At 32.1% G+C, this 16,052-nt stretch carries 19 protein-coding genes; 13 read left to right on the forward strand and 6 right to left on the reverse strand.

The genetic code is table 11. The features are described 5' to 3' along the window. Positions 1-63: 63 nt before the first annotated feature. Positions 64-564, reverse strand: coding sequence for a ferritin (ftnA, locus tag MT340_RS04660; RefSeq protein WP_243588979.1), 501 nt, complete (start codon positions 562-564; stop codon positions 64-66). A gap of 191 nt (positions 565-755) precedes the next feature. Between ftnA and murT the strand changes: the two genes are divergently transcribed. Beyond that, complete coding sequence (gene murT, locus MT340_RS04665) at positions 756-2,066, forward strand: lipid II isoglutaminyl synthase subunit MurT (RefSeq protein WP_243588980.1); 1,311 nt, start codon at positions 756-758, stop codon at positions 2,064-2,066. A 2-nt stretch (positions 2,067-2,068) separates the two neighbouring features. Further along, entirely contained in the window at positions 2,069-2,788 is a 720-nt protein-coding gene (gene gatD, locus MT340_RS04670) for a lipid II isoglutaminyl synthase subunit GatD (RefSeq protein ID WP_243588981.1), read from the forward strand. Positions 2,789-2,989: 201 nt separating this feature from the next. On the opposite strand, the gene MT340_RS04675 is transcribed toward gatD, so the two are convergent. Next, positions 2,990-4,000, reverse strand: coding sequence for an FUSC family protein (locus tag MT340_RS04675; RefSeq protein ID WP_243588982.1), 1,011 nt, complete (start codon positions 3,998-4,000; stop codon positions 2,990-2,992). A 147-nt stretch (positions 4,001-4,147) separates the two neighbouring features. Between MT340_RS04675 and map the strand changes: the two genes are divergently transcribed. The 5 genes from map (at position 4,148) to vraR (ending at position 7,931) form a co-directional block, all read left to right on the forward strand. Next, positions 4,148-4,900, forward strand: coding sequence for a type I methionyl aminopeptidase (gene map, locus MT340_RS04680; RefSeq protein ID WP_243588983.1), 753 nt, complete (start codon positions 4,148-4,150; stop codon positions 4,898-4,900). Positions 4,901-5,152: 252 nt separating this feature from the next. Further along, complete coding sequence (locus tag MT340_RS04685) at positions 5,153-5,539, forward strand: hypothetical protein (RefSeq protein WP_243588984.1); 387 nt, start codon at positions 5,153-5,155, stop codon at positions 5,537-5,539. Positions 5,540-5,567: 28 nt separating this feature from the next. Continuing rightward, positions 5,568-6,269, forward strand: coding sequence for a cell wall-active antibiotics response protein VraT (gene vraT / locus MT340_RS04690; RefSeq protein ID WP_243588985.1), 702 nt, complete (start codon positions 5,568-5,570; stop codon positions 6,267-6,269). Beyond that, complete coding sequence (vraS, locus tag MT340_RS04695) at positions 6,266-7,312, forward strand: sensor histidine kinase VraS (RefSeq protein WP_243588986.1); 1,047 nt, start codon at positions 6,266-6,268, stop codon at positions 7,310-7,312. The genes vraT and vraS overlap by 4 nt, the downstream gene beginning before the upstream one ends. Then, entirely contained in the window at positions 7,302-7,931 is a 630-nt protein-coding gene (vraR, locus tag MT340_RS04700; RefSeq protein ID WP_243588987.1) for a response regulator transcription factor VraR, read from the forward strand. The genes vraS and vraR overlap by 11 nt, the downstream gene beginning before the upstream one ends. A gap of 52 nt (positions 7,932-7,983) precedes the next feature. Here vraR and MT340_RS04705 read toward each other — a convergent pair whose 3' ends face one another. The 3 genes from MT340_RS04705 to MT340_RS04715 form a co-directional block, all read right to left on the reverse strand. Beyond that, a complete protein-coding gene (locus tag MT340_RS04705) occupies positions 7,984-9,201 on the reverse strand; it encodes a YihY/virulence factor BrkB family protein (protein ID WP_243588988.1) in 1,218 nt (405 codons plus the stop codon). A gap of 90 nt (positions 9,202-9,291) precedes the next feature. Further along, a complete protein-coding gene (locus tag MT340_RS04710) occupies positions 9,292-9,576 on the reverse strand; it encodes a YtxH domain-containing protein (protein WP_243588989.1) in 285 nt (94 codons plus the stop codon). 5 nt (positions 9,577-9,581) lie between these two features. After that, the gene (locus tag MT340_RS04715; protein WP_243588990.1) at positions 9,582-10,046 is read right to left on the reverse strand and encodes a low molecular weight protein-tyrosine-phosphatase; all 465 of its coding nucleotides are present in this window, start codon (positions 10,044-10,046) and stop codon (positions 9,582-9,584) included. A 140-nt stretch (positions 10,047-10,186) separates the two neighbouring features. On the opposite strand from MT340_RS04715, the gene MT340_RS04720 reads away from it, so the two are divergent. The 3 genes from MT340_RS04720 to MT340_RS04730 are packed head-to-tail and all read left to right on the forward strand — an operon-like array spanning position 10,187 to position 12,227. After that, the gene (locus MT340_RS04720; RefSeq protein WP_243588991.1) at positions 10,187-10,393 is read left to right on the forward strand and encodes a DUF1128 domain-containing protein; all 207 of its coding nucleotides are present in this window, start codon (positions 10,187-10,189) and stop codon (positions 10,391-10,393) included. A gap of 13 nt (positions 10,394-10,406) precedes the next feature. Further along, the gene (locus MT340_RS04725; protein ID WP_243588992.1) at positions 10,407-11,654 is read left to right on the forward strand and encodes an aminopeptidase; all 1,248 of its coding nucleotides are present in this window, start codon (positions 10,407-10,409) and stop codon (positions 11,652-11,654) included. Between the two features lie 39 nt (positions 11,655-11,693). Then, on the forward strand, positions 11,694-12,227 hold the full coding sequence (locus MT340_RS04730) for an acyl-CoA thioesterase (RefSeq protein ID WP_243603611.1): 534 nt from the start codon (positions 11,694-11,696) through the stop codon (positions 12,225-12,227). Between the two features lie 634 nt (positions 12,228-12,861). Here MT340_RS04730 and yfkAB read toward each other — a convergent pair. Next, positions 12,862-14,001 (reverse strand): radical SAM/CxCxxxxC motif protein YfkAB, encoded by a 1,140-nt coding sequence (yfkAB, locus tag MT340_RS04735; RefSeq protein WP_243590236.1) that lies wholly within the window; start codon positions 13,999-14,001, stop codon positions 12,862-12,864. 159 nt (positions 14,002-14,160) lie between these two features. Between yfkAB and MT340_RS04740 the strand changes: the two genes are divergently transcribed. From MT340_RS04740 to sgtB, 3 genes are all read left to right on the forward strand, one after another. Beyond that, entirely contained in the window at positions 14,161-14,322 is a 162-nt protein-coding gene (locus MT340_RS04740) for an SE1561 family protein (protein WP_243588994.1), read from the forward strand. 110 nt (positions 14,323-14,432) lie between these two features. Further along, complete coding sequence (locus MT340_RS04745; protein WP_243588995.1) at positions 14,433-14,951, forward strand: type 1 glutamine amidotransferase domain-containing protein; 519 nt, start codon at positions 14,433-14,435, stop codon at positions 14,949-14,951. A 216-nt stretch (positions 14,952-15,167) separates the two neighbouring features. Beyond that, positions 15,168-15,980 (forward strand): monofunctional peptidoglycan glycosyltransferase SgtB, encoded by an 813-nt coding sequence (gene sgtB, locus MT340_RS04750; RefSeq protein ID WP_243588996.1) that lies wholly within the window; start codon positions 15,168-15,170, stop codon positions 15,978-15,980. The last annotated feature ends 72 nt before the right edge of the window (positions 15,981-16,052 follow it).

Here is a 16,052-nt window from a genome sequence, read left to right on the forward strand (position 1 = left end):
CTAACTGTGGGGGAGAGTAATACGGGTTAAATTTATACGTTGATTTTAAATAGAAATTGCCACTTATTCTTCATCGAATGAACGAGAAGCAAGTTCTTTTTCATAAAGATATAAAGTGTTGCAATCGTCACCGATACGAGTTAAGTAGTCGATATGAGTTTCAAAAGTAGATTCCTCTTCAACTTGTTCATCTAAGAACCAATTTAAGAATGAAGTTGTTGCATAATCTTTATCTTTTTGAGCAATTTCAGATAAGTTATAGAAACGACGTGTTACATCTTGTTCTTGTGCTAAACCATCTTTGAAGGTTTCTAAGATTGATTTGAAATCAGTTTTTGGTGCAGGAATTTCTTTGAATTCTGCACGTTCTCCACGATCATTGATATAATCATAGATTTTTTTACCGTGGAAGCGTTCTTCTTTAGCTTGTTGGATATAGAAATTAGCAAAACCTTCATAAGATTTATCATCACAATAAGCTGCCATTGCCATATATGCGTGAGCTGCGTAGTATTCATGATTCATTTGGTCATTTAATGCTTCTAATAAGTCTTTACTTAACATAATTAAGTCACCTCAAATATAAAATTTAATCATCTCTGTTTGTTCTTTTTGAGTATAACAAATTTATTCTCATTAGTAAATAATAATTATTATAATCTAGAGTGTATATTATCATTTCTAATTGAGAATGTTTTTTGTTATACCCGTAACGTGTTATAATTATGCGAGTGAATTAAACAAGGAGGAAACTCATGAGACAATGGACTGCAACCCACTTAGCTAAATTGGCCCGTAGAGCAAGTATCGCAGCTGGTAAAAAGGGTACTGACTTACCTGGTCAAATTGCACGTAGAGTGGATCAAAATATATTACGTAAATTAGCCGCACAAGTAGATGATATCGTCTTCGTAAGTGGTACGAACGGAAAAACTACTACTTCTAACTTAATTGGTCATACCTTAAAAGCGAATAATATCGATATTGTTCATAATAACGAAGGTGCAAATATGGCGGCTGGTATTACGTCAGCATTTATTATGCAATCGACTAAAAATACAAAAGTAGCGGTAATTGAAATTGATGAAGGTTCTATTCCGCGTGTATTAAAAGAAGTTACACCAACGATGATGATTTTTACCAACTTTTTCCGAGATCAAATGGACCGTTTCGGTGAAATTGATATTATGGTTAATAATATAGCAAAATCAATTAGCAACAAAGGGATTAAGTTATTACTTAATGCAGATGATCCATTTGTGAGTCGTCTTAAAATCGCAAGTGATACAATTGTTTATTATGGCATGAAAGCACATGCCCATGAATTTGAACAAAGTACAATGAATGAAAGTAAATACTGTCCTAATTGTGGTAGATTATTAGAATATGATTACATACATTACAATCAAATAGGACATTACCATTGTACATGTGGTTTCAAACGCGAAGCGCCTAAATATGAAGTGAACACATTTGAGGTCTCCCCGTTCTTGAAATTAAATGTTAATGATGCGCAATTTGATATGAAAATAGCTGGAGATTTCAATGCTTACAATGCTATCGCAGCTTATTCAGTTTTAAGAGAATTAGGACTTAACGATGAGTCAATTCGCAAAGGCTTTGAAACTTATACTTCTGATAACGGTCGTATGCAGTACTTTAAACTAAATGGGAAAGAAGCAATGATTAATTTAGCTAAGAACCCTGCAGGTATGAATGCTAGTTTATCAGTAGGCGAGCAACTTGAAGGTCAGAAAGTTTATGTCATCAGTTTAAATGATAATGCAGCAGATGGTCGTGATACGTCTTGGATTTATGACGCTGATTTTGAAAAATTAAGCGAACAAGATATTGAAGCAATTATAGTAACAGGTACACGTGCAGAGGAATTACAATTGCGTTTGAAATTAGCAGAAGTCACTGTTCCTATTGTGCTTGAAAAGGATATTTACAAAGCGACAGCATTAACGATGAATTATAGTGGTTTCACTGTAGCCATTCCGAACTATACGTCATTATCACCAATGCTTGAACAACTTAATCGTTCATTTGTAGGAGGGCAATAAATATGAATGAATTAACTGTCTATCATTTTATGTCAGATAAATTGAACTTATATAGTGACATCGGGAATATTATCGCCCTTAAGCAACGTGCTAAAAAACGTAATATCAAATTAAATGTTGTAGAAATCAATGAAACAGAAGGCGTTACTTTAGATGAATGTGATATCTTCTTTATCGGTGGCGGAAGCGATAGAGAACAAAGTATCGCTACGAAAGAATTAAGTAAGATTAAATCAAAATTAAAAGAAGCGATTGAAGATGGTATGCCAGGCCTTACGATTTGTGGTGGTTACCAATTCTTAGGTACTAAATATATCACTCCAGATGGCACCGAGTTAGAAGGTCTAGGTATTTTAGACTTTTATACCGAATCACGTACTGATCGCTTGACTGGAGATATCGTGATTGAAAGCGAAACGTTTGGTACAATCGTCGGCTTTGAAAATCATGGTGGCCGTACGCATCATAACTTCGGTACATTAGGCCATGTTAAGGTTGGTTATGGAAATAATGAGACGGACAAACGTGAAGGCATACATTATAAAAACTTATTAGGTACGTACTTACATGGACCGATTTTACCTAAAAATCATGAGTTAACAGATTACCTATTGGAAAAAGCATGTGAACGTAAAGATATTCCTTTTGAACCAAGACAACTTGATAACACTGAAGAAGAAGCTGCAAAACGTGTCATCGTTGAACGTTCAGCGAAAAATTAAATATAAATAAAAAAGGCTGAGACAAAATAAAATGTTTCAGCCTTCATTAGCATTATGGCAGTAGCTGACTGATTTGAAAATGCGCTTAAATCAAGCTTTTTTCAAACCTAGTCATCCTTGCCGGGGAGCGGGGCCCCAACATAGAGAGTTTCGAAAAGAAAGTCTACGGTCAACGCGAGTTGGGGATACAACGAAATTATTTTAATTTCTGTCCCGCTCCCTTTCTTTGTCTTCAAATCGAGTATCAAGTATTCTATAAATTAATAAAATTTCATAGATGAGATGACTTTTGATTTGATTTTGGTCAAATTCTTCTAATAATTTAACAGAAGATTTTAATGTTGAAGCAGCTTCCTTTTGTCGAACAAATTCATCGCTTGATGGAATATGATTGATACTATTACTAATTTTAATCATTGCCATTTTTTCATCTGCAGTAAATTTAAGATGAATATCTTTAGGCAAGTATATGATATTAGAAAGATGGGTAGCCAATAAACGATCACTATAAGCACGGTTTGATATATCTTTTAATCGTTTCCATTCTTTTTCTTTGTTTTTATGGTACCTTAACTCATCACGTTGGTAACCAATTAATGTTTCTGTTTTTGTATTTAGTCCTACTAATTTATCAAGTAAATCATTGCTTTCATCAGATTGAAATTTGCCTAGTAATAATTCTTGGCATCTAATTGCGAATAATTTGTACATTTTATGTTCTGTAACCGATAAATTATCTTCTATTTGTTGATAATATTTGGGGGGTAAGACGATGAAGTTAACTAATCCTGCAGTTACTAACCCAATTAAAGCTGTTAATAATCTGGAAAAGAAATTAAAGAAATAGGCATGATGAATACCGGGAATCATCGCCATAGCGGTTAGTACTGCTACTGTTGTACCCACTTGTAAGTTTAATTTAGTACACAATAAAATAGTGAATACTGCAGCAAACGTATAGGATAAAGGAGATGTATCTCCAAATATATAAGTAAATATCACTGCAAATAGTGCACCAATCACTGTAGCAGGTAATCTACGGTAACCCTTTTTTAAGGAAGCCTTAGCAGTAGGTTCAATCGTAACGATTGCAGTAAGTATTGCGAAGATCGGAGTTAGGTTTAACATTAAACAAAATAAGGACGTTAGAAAGGTCGCTAACCCTGTTTTAATTGTTCTAGCCCCAATAATATGCTTATACCATTTATTCATGAATCTATAAATCCTCTCGTTGACCCGAAAATAATTCTAAATATATTTGAAAATAATAATTATTAACGTTTTGTTTATCATATTTAGTATATCAAAAAATTTTTGGTATAATAAGATGTAACAACAATTAAAAAGGAACGGGATAAAATGATTGTAAAAACAGATGAAGAATTACAAGCCTTAAAGGAAATAGGTTATATTTGTGCAAAGGTTAGAGACACAATGCAAGAGGCGACTAAACCTGGTATCACAACGAAAGAATTAGATAATATTGCTAAAGAATTATTTGAAGAACACGGAGCAGTTTCAGCACCAATTCACGATGAGAACTTCCCAGGTCAAACTTGTATTAGTGTAAATGAAGAAGTTGCACACGGTATTCCTGGCAAACGCATCATCCGTGAAGGTGACTTAGTTAACATTGATGTTTCTGCTTTGAAGAATGGCTACTATGCTGATACAGGTATTTCATTTGTAGTAGGAAAAGCGGATAATCCATTAAAACAAAAAGTTTGTGATGTTGCTATTATGGCTTTTGAAAATGCAATGTCTAAAATTAAACCAGGCACTAAATTAAGTAATATTGGTAAAGCAGTTCATGCCACAGCTCGCCAAAACGATTTAACTGTTATTAAAAACTTAACAGGCCATGGTGTAGGACAATCATTACATGAAGCACCTAATCATGTAATGAACTACTATGATCCTAAAGATAAAACACTTTTAAAAGAAGGTGTCGTCATCGCAGTAGAACCATTTATTTCTTCCAAAGCAACATTTGTAACAGAAGGTAAAAATGAATGGGCATTTGAAACGAGAGATAAAAGTTTTGTTGCGCAAATCGAGCATACAGTTATCGTTACAAAAGATGGCCCAATCTTAACAACTAAAATTGACTAATAGTAAATAAATGATGATGTAACGTTAATATAAAGCACAAGCCCTTAAAAGAGTGTCATTTACTCTTTTGAGGGCTTTTTAACTATTTCAGCGAATAATAAAGTAAGCACTAGACTTAATCCTGAAGATGCACCTGTGATTGTTTGTTACATATATTGGTACTTAAGTATGAGATGAATATGGTTCCTAAGCCTATATTAAGTAATATTTAAAAGAATTATAATAAAACTTAATCAGGGACGAGGTGGTTCTATGAATTATATAGATTTATATTTAAATCATTTTCTAAAAACAATAAATAGACAAAATATTAATGACTATCACATAGCGTTAGATAATAAATTAAAAAGTATTGAAAGATATATAGCTTATTTAAAAACGAAAAAGATTCAAATGAATAAGTTGATTGACAGTTTAACAGCAACATTAGAAAATAAGTATATTGATATAACAAATATGTACAATATTAAAAGTGCTCAAGAAATTAATAATTGTGAAATTGAAAGTTTAAAAAGACAATTAGATATGTGTGAAGATTATTGCGCTAGAATAGAAGCGAATATTCACCGTTGTTCAAGAGAATGCGTATCAACACAGGAGCAGTGTGATATTATTGAGCAAATAAGTGTAATAGCTTAAAAATATAGAAAGATAAGGGGGCGATAGATTGACACGTAAGTATATATCAACAGAATTATTAATTATTTTTACAGCTTTAATGATTATTGCGAATTTTTACTATATCTTTTTCGAAAAGATAGGTTACCTATTCGTACTATTATTAGGATGTATATTAGTTTATATTGGCTACCTTTACTTTCACAAAGTAAGGGGGCTCTTAGCGTTTTGGATAGGTGTACTACTTATTGCTTTTACATTGTTATCCAATAAATATACTATTATCATTTTATTTATTTTCTTAGTTATCGTTATAATAAGATATCTAATTTTCAAATTTAAGCCTTTAAATATAGTTGCGTCTGAAGAAGAAGTGACTTCTCCTCAGTTTATTAAACAAAAATGGTTTGGTGAGCAACGTACACCAGTTTATGTGTATAAATGGGAAGACGTGCAAATCCAACATGGCATAGGAGATATTCACATCGATATGACTAAAGCAGCCAATATTAAAGAAAATAATACCATTGTTGTAAGACATGTATTAGGAAAAATTCAGCTTATTGTTCCTACTAATTACAACATTAATTTACACATGGCAGCTTTCTACGGCACGGCTTATTTAAATGGTCAATCATATAAAGTTGAAAATAATCATATTCAAGTTGAAGAAAAACCAAAAGAAGAAAATTATAATGTTAATATTTATATATCAACATTTATAGGTGATGTTGAGGTGGTTTATAGATGAATCACTACTTAAGAGCTATTGGTTCCATGTTAATCCTTGTGTATAGCATGTTAACCGCGTTCTTATTTATTGATAAAGTATTCGTTAATATTATTTATTTTCAGGGGATGTTTTATGCTCAGATATTTGGGATACCCGTCTTCTTATTTTTAAATCTAATTATTATTTTATTATGTATTATTGTTGGCTCGATCTTAGCTTATAAAATCAACCAACAAAATCATTGGATAAAAAATCAAATAGAACACGCTATTGAGGGTGAAACGGTAGGCATCAATGATCAAAATATTGAATTATATAATGAAACAGTTGATATTTATCAAACGCTCGTACCATTGAATCAAGAGTTACATCGTTTAAGAATTAAAACCCAAAATTTAACCAATGAAAATTATAATATGAATGATGTCAAAGTGAAAAAAATCATTGAAGATGAACGTCAGCGTTTAGCACGTGAATTACATGATTCTGTAAGTCAGCAACTTTTCGCAGCTAGTATGATGCTCTCAGCCATTAAAGAAACTAATTTAGAACCTCCACTCAATCAACAAATTCCAGTGCTTGAAAAAATGGTTCAAGAATCTCAATTAGAAATGCGAGCATTACTATTACACCTTCGTCCACTCGGTCTTAAAGATAAGACGCTAGGGGAAGGTATTAAAGACTTGGTCATTGATTTACAGAAAAAGGTACCTATGAAAGTAATTCATGATATTGAAGAATTTGAAGTTCCTAAGGGGATTGAAGATCATTTATTTAGAATTACACAAGAGGCTATTTCTAATACGTTGCGTCATTCAAATGGTACGAAAGTAACCGTAGAATTATTCAATAAAGAAGATTATTTATTATTGCGTATTCAAGACAATGGTAAAGGATTTAATGTAGATGAAAAGCTAGAACAAAGCTATGGTCTAAAGAATATGCGAGAACGTGCGTTAGAAATTGGGGCAACTTTTCATATTGTTTCTTTACCAGATTCAGGGACAAGAATTGAAGTGAAAGCACCATTACATAAGGAGGATGATTTATATGGCGATTAAAGTACTATTTGTGGATGACCACGAAATGGTTCGTATTGGAATTTCAAGTTATTTATCAACGCAAGAAGATATTGAAGTCGTGGGAGAAGGCGCATCCGGTAAAGATGCAATTGCTAAGGCGCATGAATTACAACCTGATTTAATATTAATGGATTTACTTATGGATGATATGGACGGCGTGGAAGCTACGACCCAAATAAAAAAAGATTTACCTCGCATTAAAGTAGTCATGCTTACAAGTTTTATAGAAGATAAAGAAGTCTATAGAGCATTAGATGCTGGGGTAGATAGTTATATTTTAAAAACAACAAGTGCTAAAGATATAGCTGAAGCGGTGCGTAAAACATATAACGGTGAAGCAGTATTTGAACCAGAAGTGTTAGTGAAAATGCGTAATAGAATGAAAAAAAGAGCAGAATTATATGAAATGTTAACTGAACGTGAAATGGAGATATTGCTACTAATTGCAAAAGGATATTCTAACCAAGAAATAGCAAGCGCGTCTCATATTACAATCAAAACAGTGAAAACACATGTAAGTAATATACTGAGTAAATTAGAAGTACAAGATAGAACTCAAGCTGTTATATATGCTTTCCAACATAATTTAATTCAATAATGAAAAAACAAAGGTCAAGACGAAATTGCGTCTTGACCTTTATTTTTCATTATTATTTATTATCTTTATTATCGTCATTCTCATGACTGAATTTATCTTTAATTTTATCAGTCATTGATTCTTTTTCTTCAGTTTTATTATCAGGATCTTTGTCTACTTTATAATCCTCATCTTGTCCAAGAGATGTTTGTTTATATTCATAAGTTGTATCTTCGTTGTAATGGTTCTGATTATTATCATCGTGTTTTAATGCTGCTTCTTCTGGTGTTTGGCCTTTAATGACTTTTCTTTGATGAATGATGGCATTAATTTCTGCGCCTACTAGAATAATAAAACTAGTTAAATAGATCCAAATTAATAAAATGATAATACCTGCGATACTACCATAGGTTTTAGAATAGTTACCAAAGTTAGAAATGTAGAAACCGAATGCAAATGAACCAATTAACCAAATAACTGATGTGAAGATTGCACCTGGTAAAACTGATTTTAATTTCGTTTTAACATTTGGCGCTACAGAATAAAGAATAGTGAATAAAATTAAGATAATAATTAATGGAAGAATGACTTGAACTAAATTAAATATCCATTTAATTTCTTCATCTAAACCTAACGGACCAAAGAGATAATGTGCGATAACTGAACCCATTGTAGGTAATGTCATAGCTGCTAAAAAGACAACACCTAAAACAACAGTGAATACTACACTTAATAATTTTAATACAATACCATTTCGATTATCCTCAACATCATAAGCAACGTTGAATGAGTTCATAATCGCAGTCATACCGTTAGACGCTGACCAAATTGCTAAAATCAAACCAATAGACAGTAAGCCACCACTAGAGTTTTTAGTGACATCGTTAATCACGCCTTTAATTAGAGTTGATGTCTCTGCTGGCGCATTACTTAATAAATCAGTAATCTGTTTTTGATCTAAATTAAATAGCGGTAAAAGTGTTAATAAAAAGATAAGCATAGGGAACATAGCTAAAACAAAATGATAGGTCATTTGTGCAGCTAAACCTGAGGCATCATCTTTCCCAATACGATAAATTAAATATGAGAAAAAATTAGAGTCTTTAGTGTATTTCGCAGGTTTGTTCAATCTTGAAACAAATAACACTTGGCTATCTTTTTTGGGTTCTTTCGATTGAAATTCTTGAGGTTCTACATATGTACGATCAACCTTAATCTTATCTTTCTCCTCATTCTCTTTATCTTTAATTGAATTAAGATATTTCGAATTTGATTGATTTTGATTAGACATAACAATCTCCTTTGTTCAATAAACAATAAATACTTTTTAAAATTAAAGGCAAAATTTCTTTATAAAAAGAATTTTGCCTTTAATTATCAATTATTTGCCGATACGATTATTTTTACGATTTACAAACGTATCTTTAGCATCTTTAATTGATCTTTCTAATTCTGGATTGTTACGGCGAATTTCTTCAATTGTATCTTTCCAGTATAGAACTTCATCTTTAATAGAACTAATTTTAGAAGGTTTACGAGAACGATTACCTTCTTTAATATCTTTAATAGATTGAATTAATGAATTACGTGTTGATTTATCAGCTAATGTAGCTGCGCCACCAACAACAGCACCAATAATAATACCAGGAATGAATTTGTTTTGCATTTATTTTACCCCTCTTTCAAATTTGCATCTTTAACGATGAAATCGATTAAATTGTCACAAGATGATTGTACCATTTCATACACGCCTTCGAAATTATTTGTGTAATAAGGATCAGGTACATCACTTTCTTCCATGTTACTAAATTCTAGCAGTTTGAACAATTGTCCTTTGAGATTAGGATTAATAGACTTAATATTATTTACATTACTTTGATCCATTGCAATGATATAATCAAAGTCATCATCAGGTTCAAAAAGCTCACTAATCATGCCATCAAAAGGTACATTATGACGTTTTAGAATATCTTGGGTACCCTCATGAGGAGGTTCACCTAAATTCCAACGGCCTGTACCTCTTGAATGAACTGTAATTCCAGAAATACCACGATCTTTTAAACGCTGACGCATAATTGCCTCAGCCATAGGAGAACGACAAATATTTCCTAGACAGACAAAAGCTACATCTATCAATATACATACCTCCAAACAATAATATAAAACCATTTTATAGTTAATTTAAACATTTAGAAAGTAATAAATTTACTAAATTCTATAAAAGTTTATTAAATATTCATACTTTGATAAAATATTGAAATAAAGAGGTGAAGAATATGGCACAAAGTAATGAAGAAATGATTAAAGATATTAGAAAGAAATTAAACATAGTTAATCAAGGTTTACTAAATCCAGATAAATTTACAGAAGCAAACCATCAAGATATAAAAGAAATTCATAGTTTTGTGATGTCCAAAGAATCATTTTCACCAAGTGAAGTAACAGCGATAGCAGACGAATTAGGTAATTTACGTCAGGACTAAGGAGGAATCTTAAATGGCAACATTGAATTATGAAGAGAAATTACAACAATATGCAGAATTATTAGTAAAGGTAGGGATGAATGTTCAGCCTGAACAACCTGTTTTTATAAGAACATCTGTAGAGACAGTGGAATTAACGCGCTTAATTGTTGAAGAATCTTATAAAGCTGGCGCTTCAGATGTCAGAGTAGTATATGGCGATCCTAGATTAAGTCGATTAAAATACGAATATGAATCTGTTGATACTTTTGAAAATACACCAGTAAAATCATATGATGTTGAAGAACGTATGGATTATGCAAACCGTGGGGCTGCGAATTTAGCGTTATTGTCTGAAGATCCAGATTTAATGAATGGAATTGATTCTAAAAAATTAAAAGCATCTCAGATGAAATATGCACAAGCGTTTAAAGGTTATATGGAAGGTAGCCAAAAAAATAAATTTCCTTGGGTAGTTGCCGCATTTCCATCTAAAGCATGGGCAAAACGTGTATACCCTGAATTATCCGAAGATGAAGCTTTTGAAAAATTTGTTGACGAAGTATTTGATATCGTGCGCATTGATGGTAATGATCCAGTTGAAAATTGGAAAAATCATGTTGAAAATCTAAGTGTGCATGCGAATAAACTACAAGAGAAAAATTATAAAGCATTACATTATCTATCTGAAGGAACAGATTTAGTAGTGGGCTTAACAGAAGGTCATATTTGGGAAGACGCTACAAGTTACGTTAATGGTGATCAACAACCTTTCATCGCGAACATTCCTACTGAAGAAGTGTTCACAGCGCCAGACCGCAATAATGTCAATGGTTACGTAACGAATAAGCTTCCATTAAGCTACAACGGCACTATTATTGATGGATTTACATTGACTTTCAAAGATGGTGTTATTGTTGATTATAAAGCTGAAAAAGGTGAAGACGTATTAAGAGACTTAATTGATACGGACGAAGGCTCTAAACGTTTGGGTGAAGTTGCACTTGTGCCAGATGATTCACCGATTTCTAATCGTAATACTATTTTCTACAATACTTTATTTGATGAGAATGCATCATGTCATTTAGCTATTGGCTCAGCTTATGGTTTCAACGTTAAAGGTGGCACAGAAATGACTACTGAAGAGAAGATTGCTAGTGGATTAAATGATTCAAATACACACGTAGACTTTATGATTGGTAGTTCAGATTTAACGATTTACGGCATTCTTCATGATGGCAGTAAAGAATTAGTTTTTGAAAATGGGAACTGGGCCCAATAACACATTAGAAAGATAGATTATATAAAAGGGGTAGTCAAAATGTCACAAACGCAAGTTGAGAAAAAATCGATGTCTGAGTCTAAAAGTATTAAAGCCAAACAAGTCTTTCCACAAGACACAAACCATCATCACACAATGTTTGGTGGTTCTTTAATGGCTAATATAGATGAAATTGCTGCGATTACTGCAATGAAACATGCGAATGCACAAGTAGTGACAGCATCTACAGATTCAGTTGATTTCTTAAGACCAATTAAAACAGGCGATATTACATCATATGAAGCAATGGTAAGTTATGCAGGCACAAGTTCAATGGAAATCTGTGTGCAAATTATTATTGAAGACGTATTAAATAAAGAAAGACACTTAGCTGCATTAAGCTTTTTAACATTTGTAGCATTAGGTGACGATGGTAAACCTGTACAAGTACCAAAAGTTTACCCAGAAACTAAAGTAGAAAAATGGTTCTACGAAAGCGCACCTAAACGCGTTCAACGTAGAAAAGATAGACGCGAAGAAAGTAAAAGTACATTAGATTTTCTTTCAAACGCACAAAATATCGAAGAAGTATAATAGGGAAGAGACTTAAAATTAATGTTTTGGTCAAAGGACAAAGGCAATTTCTATTAAAATATAGAAATTGCCTTTTGCTTGTTAATTTATTTTAATGATGCGTGTTAAATAAAATAATATGCGAGACATTTGTTTTAAATATTTTAATGTAAAATTACATATGAATATACAGTGTTATAGTGAGGATTTATTAATGAACCTAATTGCTAGAATACTTAGATAAGAAATTCTAGGGATGACCTACGAGTGTGCGCGTGGAGAAAAGGAACGTAAGCGTTCACACACATACATAAATAGTTCTAAAATGGATAATGGAACGTAGTTGAGTGCGGGGCCCCAGCACAAAGACTTTCGCATAGAAAGTCTACAAACAAAGCAAGCTGGGGAAGGAACTTAAGTGTTTACACACTTAAGTAAGTAGTTCTAGTGATTAAAATCAAAGAACGTCTTTACATGACTACAGGCTTGAGCCTTTCCCGCAAGAAAGCGTCGCAACAAAATGAGTAACATTCATCTAAGATTTTCTTTTCGAGCCAATAATACGAAGTAGTATAAATAAAGACGCCAGTAAATGAAATTATAAAAAATCATTTACTGGCTATTTTAAAATTTATGTTCCAACCGCTTCTTTTACTTAATTAAAGATGTGTTCACCATGCATAGCGATTTCGTTTTGTCTGAAATTCGTATTTGGATAATACATATTTTTTACTAACACATTTGGTCCTAAACAATGAAAAGCTTCACAATGACAATTTAAAGACTTAGCTAAGTCACTATCTAACCATGAGTTAAATACATCCGTTAATTTATCACGTCGAATATTTGAAATTGTTCCATTTTCATCACCAAAATCAGTCACAATGACGTCGCCACTAAACACGTTAACATTTAAACGACTACGTCCGTCTGGGTCATTACGCATCGTCACATTTTTGGCATCTCTTAAACGTTGTAATAACGCTTGATCATTTTCATCATTAATGCATGGATAAATAGGTAAAGTACCAAATAACATCCATACATTTTCATCACGAATGTCTAATAAATGATGAATGGCTGTTTTCATTTCTTTAAGCGATAATACATTAAGTTGACTTGCGAAATCAGCAGGATACATAGGATGAACTTCATGTCTACTACACTTCATATCATTCACAATTTCATTATGTATCTTATCTAAATAAGGTAAAGTGCTTTGATTTAACATTGTTTCTGCTGAGACAAACATACCTTGTTCAGATAAAGTACTTGCATTGTCTAACATCTGTTCATATAATTTCAACTTAGCTTTTAGTGGTGGCTGTTTCTTCATTGCACCAAAGCCAACATCAGTAAATTCTTGAATTGTACCCCAGTTATGAGAAATGTGCATGACGTCAATATATTCAGCAATATCTAAGTAACGATCTTGAGGAAGTGTTAAATTAGAATTCATTTGTACATAAATACCGCGATTCTGCGCATATTTTAAAAGTGGTTTCACAACATTTTTAATGGATTTCTTAGAAAACATTGGCTCACCACCCGTAATAGACATCGTACGTAAATGAGGAATTTCATCTAAACGTCTATAAATGAGGTCCATAGGAAGGGGGTCCGGATCTTTTGTTTGTAATGTATAACCTACCGCACAATGACTACAACGCATATTACATAAATTTGTAGTTGTAAATTCAATATTACTTAAGGTTAAGTTACCGTATTCTTCAATATCATTGTAGGCTTCCCATGGATCATTTGTAATCGAAATGGGTTTTTTACTATTTGTCATCAACATTATTATTACTCCTAAACTTATAAATTCCTTTCTCCGTTGCTAAAAAGTACAGTAAACATTATTAAGATTATATCCCTTTTTGTCAAATTCTGTTAGGATTAAATTAACGTAAATGTTAAATAAAATATTTTTTATGAAGGAGTGCTTATTTTAATGAACGAAAATCAAACTATTGATCAAATTAAAAGTCGTTTATCAAAATTTTTAGAGGATATCGATCATGTTAACCCAGATGAAGTAAGTGTTGAAGACATTGATGAATGGATCGGCTTACTTGATCAATTAGAAGAGAAGGTAAAACAAGTCTCTAAATAACTGGATTATAGCTAAATTTTTAAGTGAAGAACCATAATTCATATGTTTAAAATCCTTTCAATTTGTCTATATATAAAATATATAAATTAGTTAAGAAAGGTGATACACATATGACTAAAAAAGTAGCAATTATCTTAGCAGACGAATTTGAAGATATTGAATTAACAAGTCCCAAAGAGGCTTTAGAAGAAGCTGGATTTGAAACAGAAATTATTGGTGATACTGCTAACGCGGAAGTAGTTGGAAAACATGGCGAAAAAGCTACAGTAAATGTAAGTATTGCCGATGCTAAACCAGAAGATTATGATGCGTTATTAATTCCGGGTGGCTTCTCACCAGATCACTTACGTGGAGACGCTGAAGGTCGTTATGGTACATTCGCTAAATACTTCACTAAAAATGATGTGCCAACATTCGCAATTTGCCACGGCCCTCAAGTATTAATTGATACTGATGACTTAAACGGACGTACTTTAACAGCTGTATTAAATGTACGTAAAGACTTATCAAATGCAGGGGCAAATGTTGTTGATGAATCAGTAGCTGTTGACAATAACATCGTTACAAGCCGTACACCTGATGACTTAGATGATTTCAATAGAGAAATCGTAAAACAATTAGAAGACTAATTATATTTAATATAATGAATTGAAATTTGAAGCATAAGTTTGTTTCAAGCAAGACTGTCCATGAAGTTGCTAGCTTTGTGGACAGTTTTTTTGTATAGCCAATAGTCTGATAGGTAGTACACCTTGGGACTGATTTTTCATGATAAGTATAGCTAAAAATATAAACTACTGTTAAACTCTCAATTATAGAGTGAGTTTAAGTAAAGGAGCTAGCGCATGAAAAGAAGCCAAAGATATAACAACTCGCCTGAGAGCTATTCGCATCATCAAAATGAACCACATTATAATACGTATTACAGACCTGTAGGTAAACCACCTAAAAAGAAAAAAAGTAAACGTATTTTTTTAAGAATATTTATTATTTTAGCTATCCTATTTGCAATATTTACTGGTTTAATGTACTTTTTGTCTTCAAGAGCGAATGTGGATGCTTTACAAACGATTGAGAATAAAAATAGCTATGTTCCAGTAGATAATATGCCTGATTATGTTAAAGGGGCATTTATATCGATGGAAGATGAACGATTTTATAAACACCATGGATTTGATGTAAAAGGGACTGTTCGTGCAATATTTTCCACAATTGGTGAACATGATGTTCAAGGTGGCAGTACGATTACTCAACAAACTGTGAAAAACTATTATTATAGCAATGAACGATCATTTACCAGAAAACTTAAAGAATTATTTGTAGCCCATAAAGTAGAGCAAGAATATAATAAAAATCAAATTTTAAGTTTTTATTTAAATAATATTTATTATGGTAGTGATCAATATACGATTGAAGGTGCAGCAAACCATTACTTTGGTTCTACTACAAATCAAAATAATAGTAGTATGCCGAAGATAACGGTATTGCAAAGTGCTATTTTAGCAAGTAAAGTGAATGCACCAAGTGTTTATGACATCAATAATATGTCCGATAATTTTAAAAATCGGATTAAAACAAATTTAGAAAAAATGAAGCAACAAGATTTCATAAATGATAGTCAATACGAGGAAGCATTATCACAACTTAATAATTACTAAATAAAAATCATGAATGAAGAATAAGATGTGTATAACGTCTTAATCTTCATTCTTTTTATTTTTTAAAGAGAG

Origin of the sequence: Staphylococcus sp. NRL 16/872 (assembly GCF_022815905.2) — a bacterium.
Taxonomy (GTDB): domain Bacteria; phylum Bacillota; class Bacilli; order Staphylococcales; family Staphylococcaceae; genus Staphylococcus.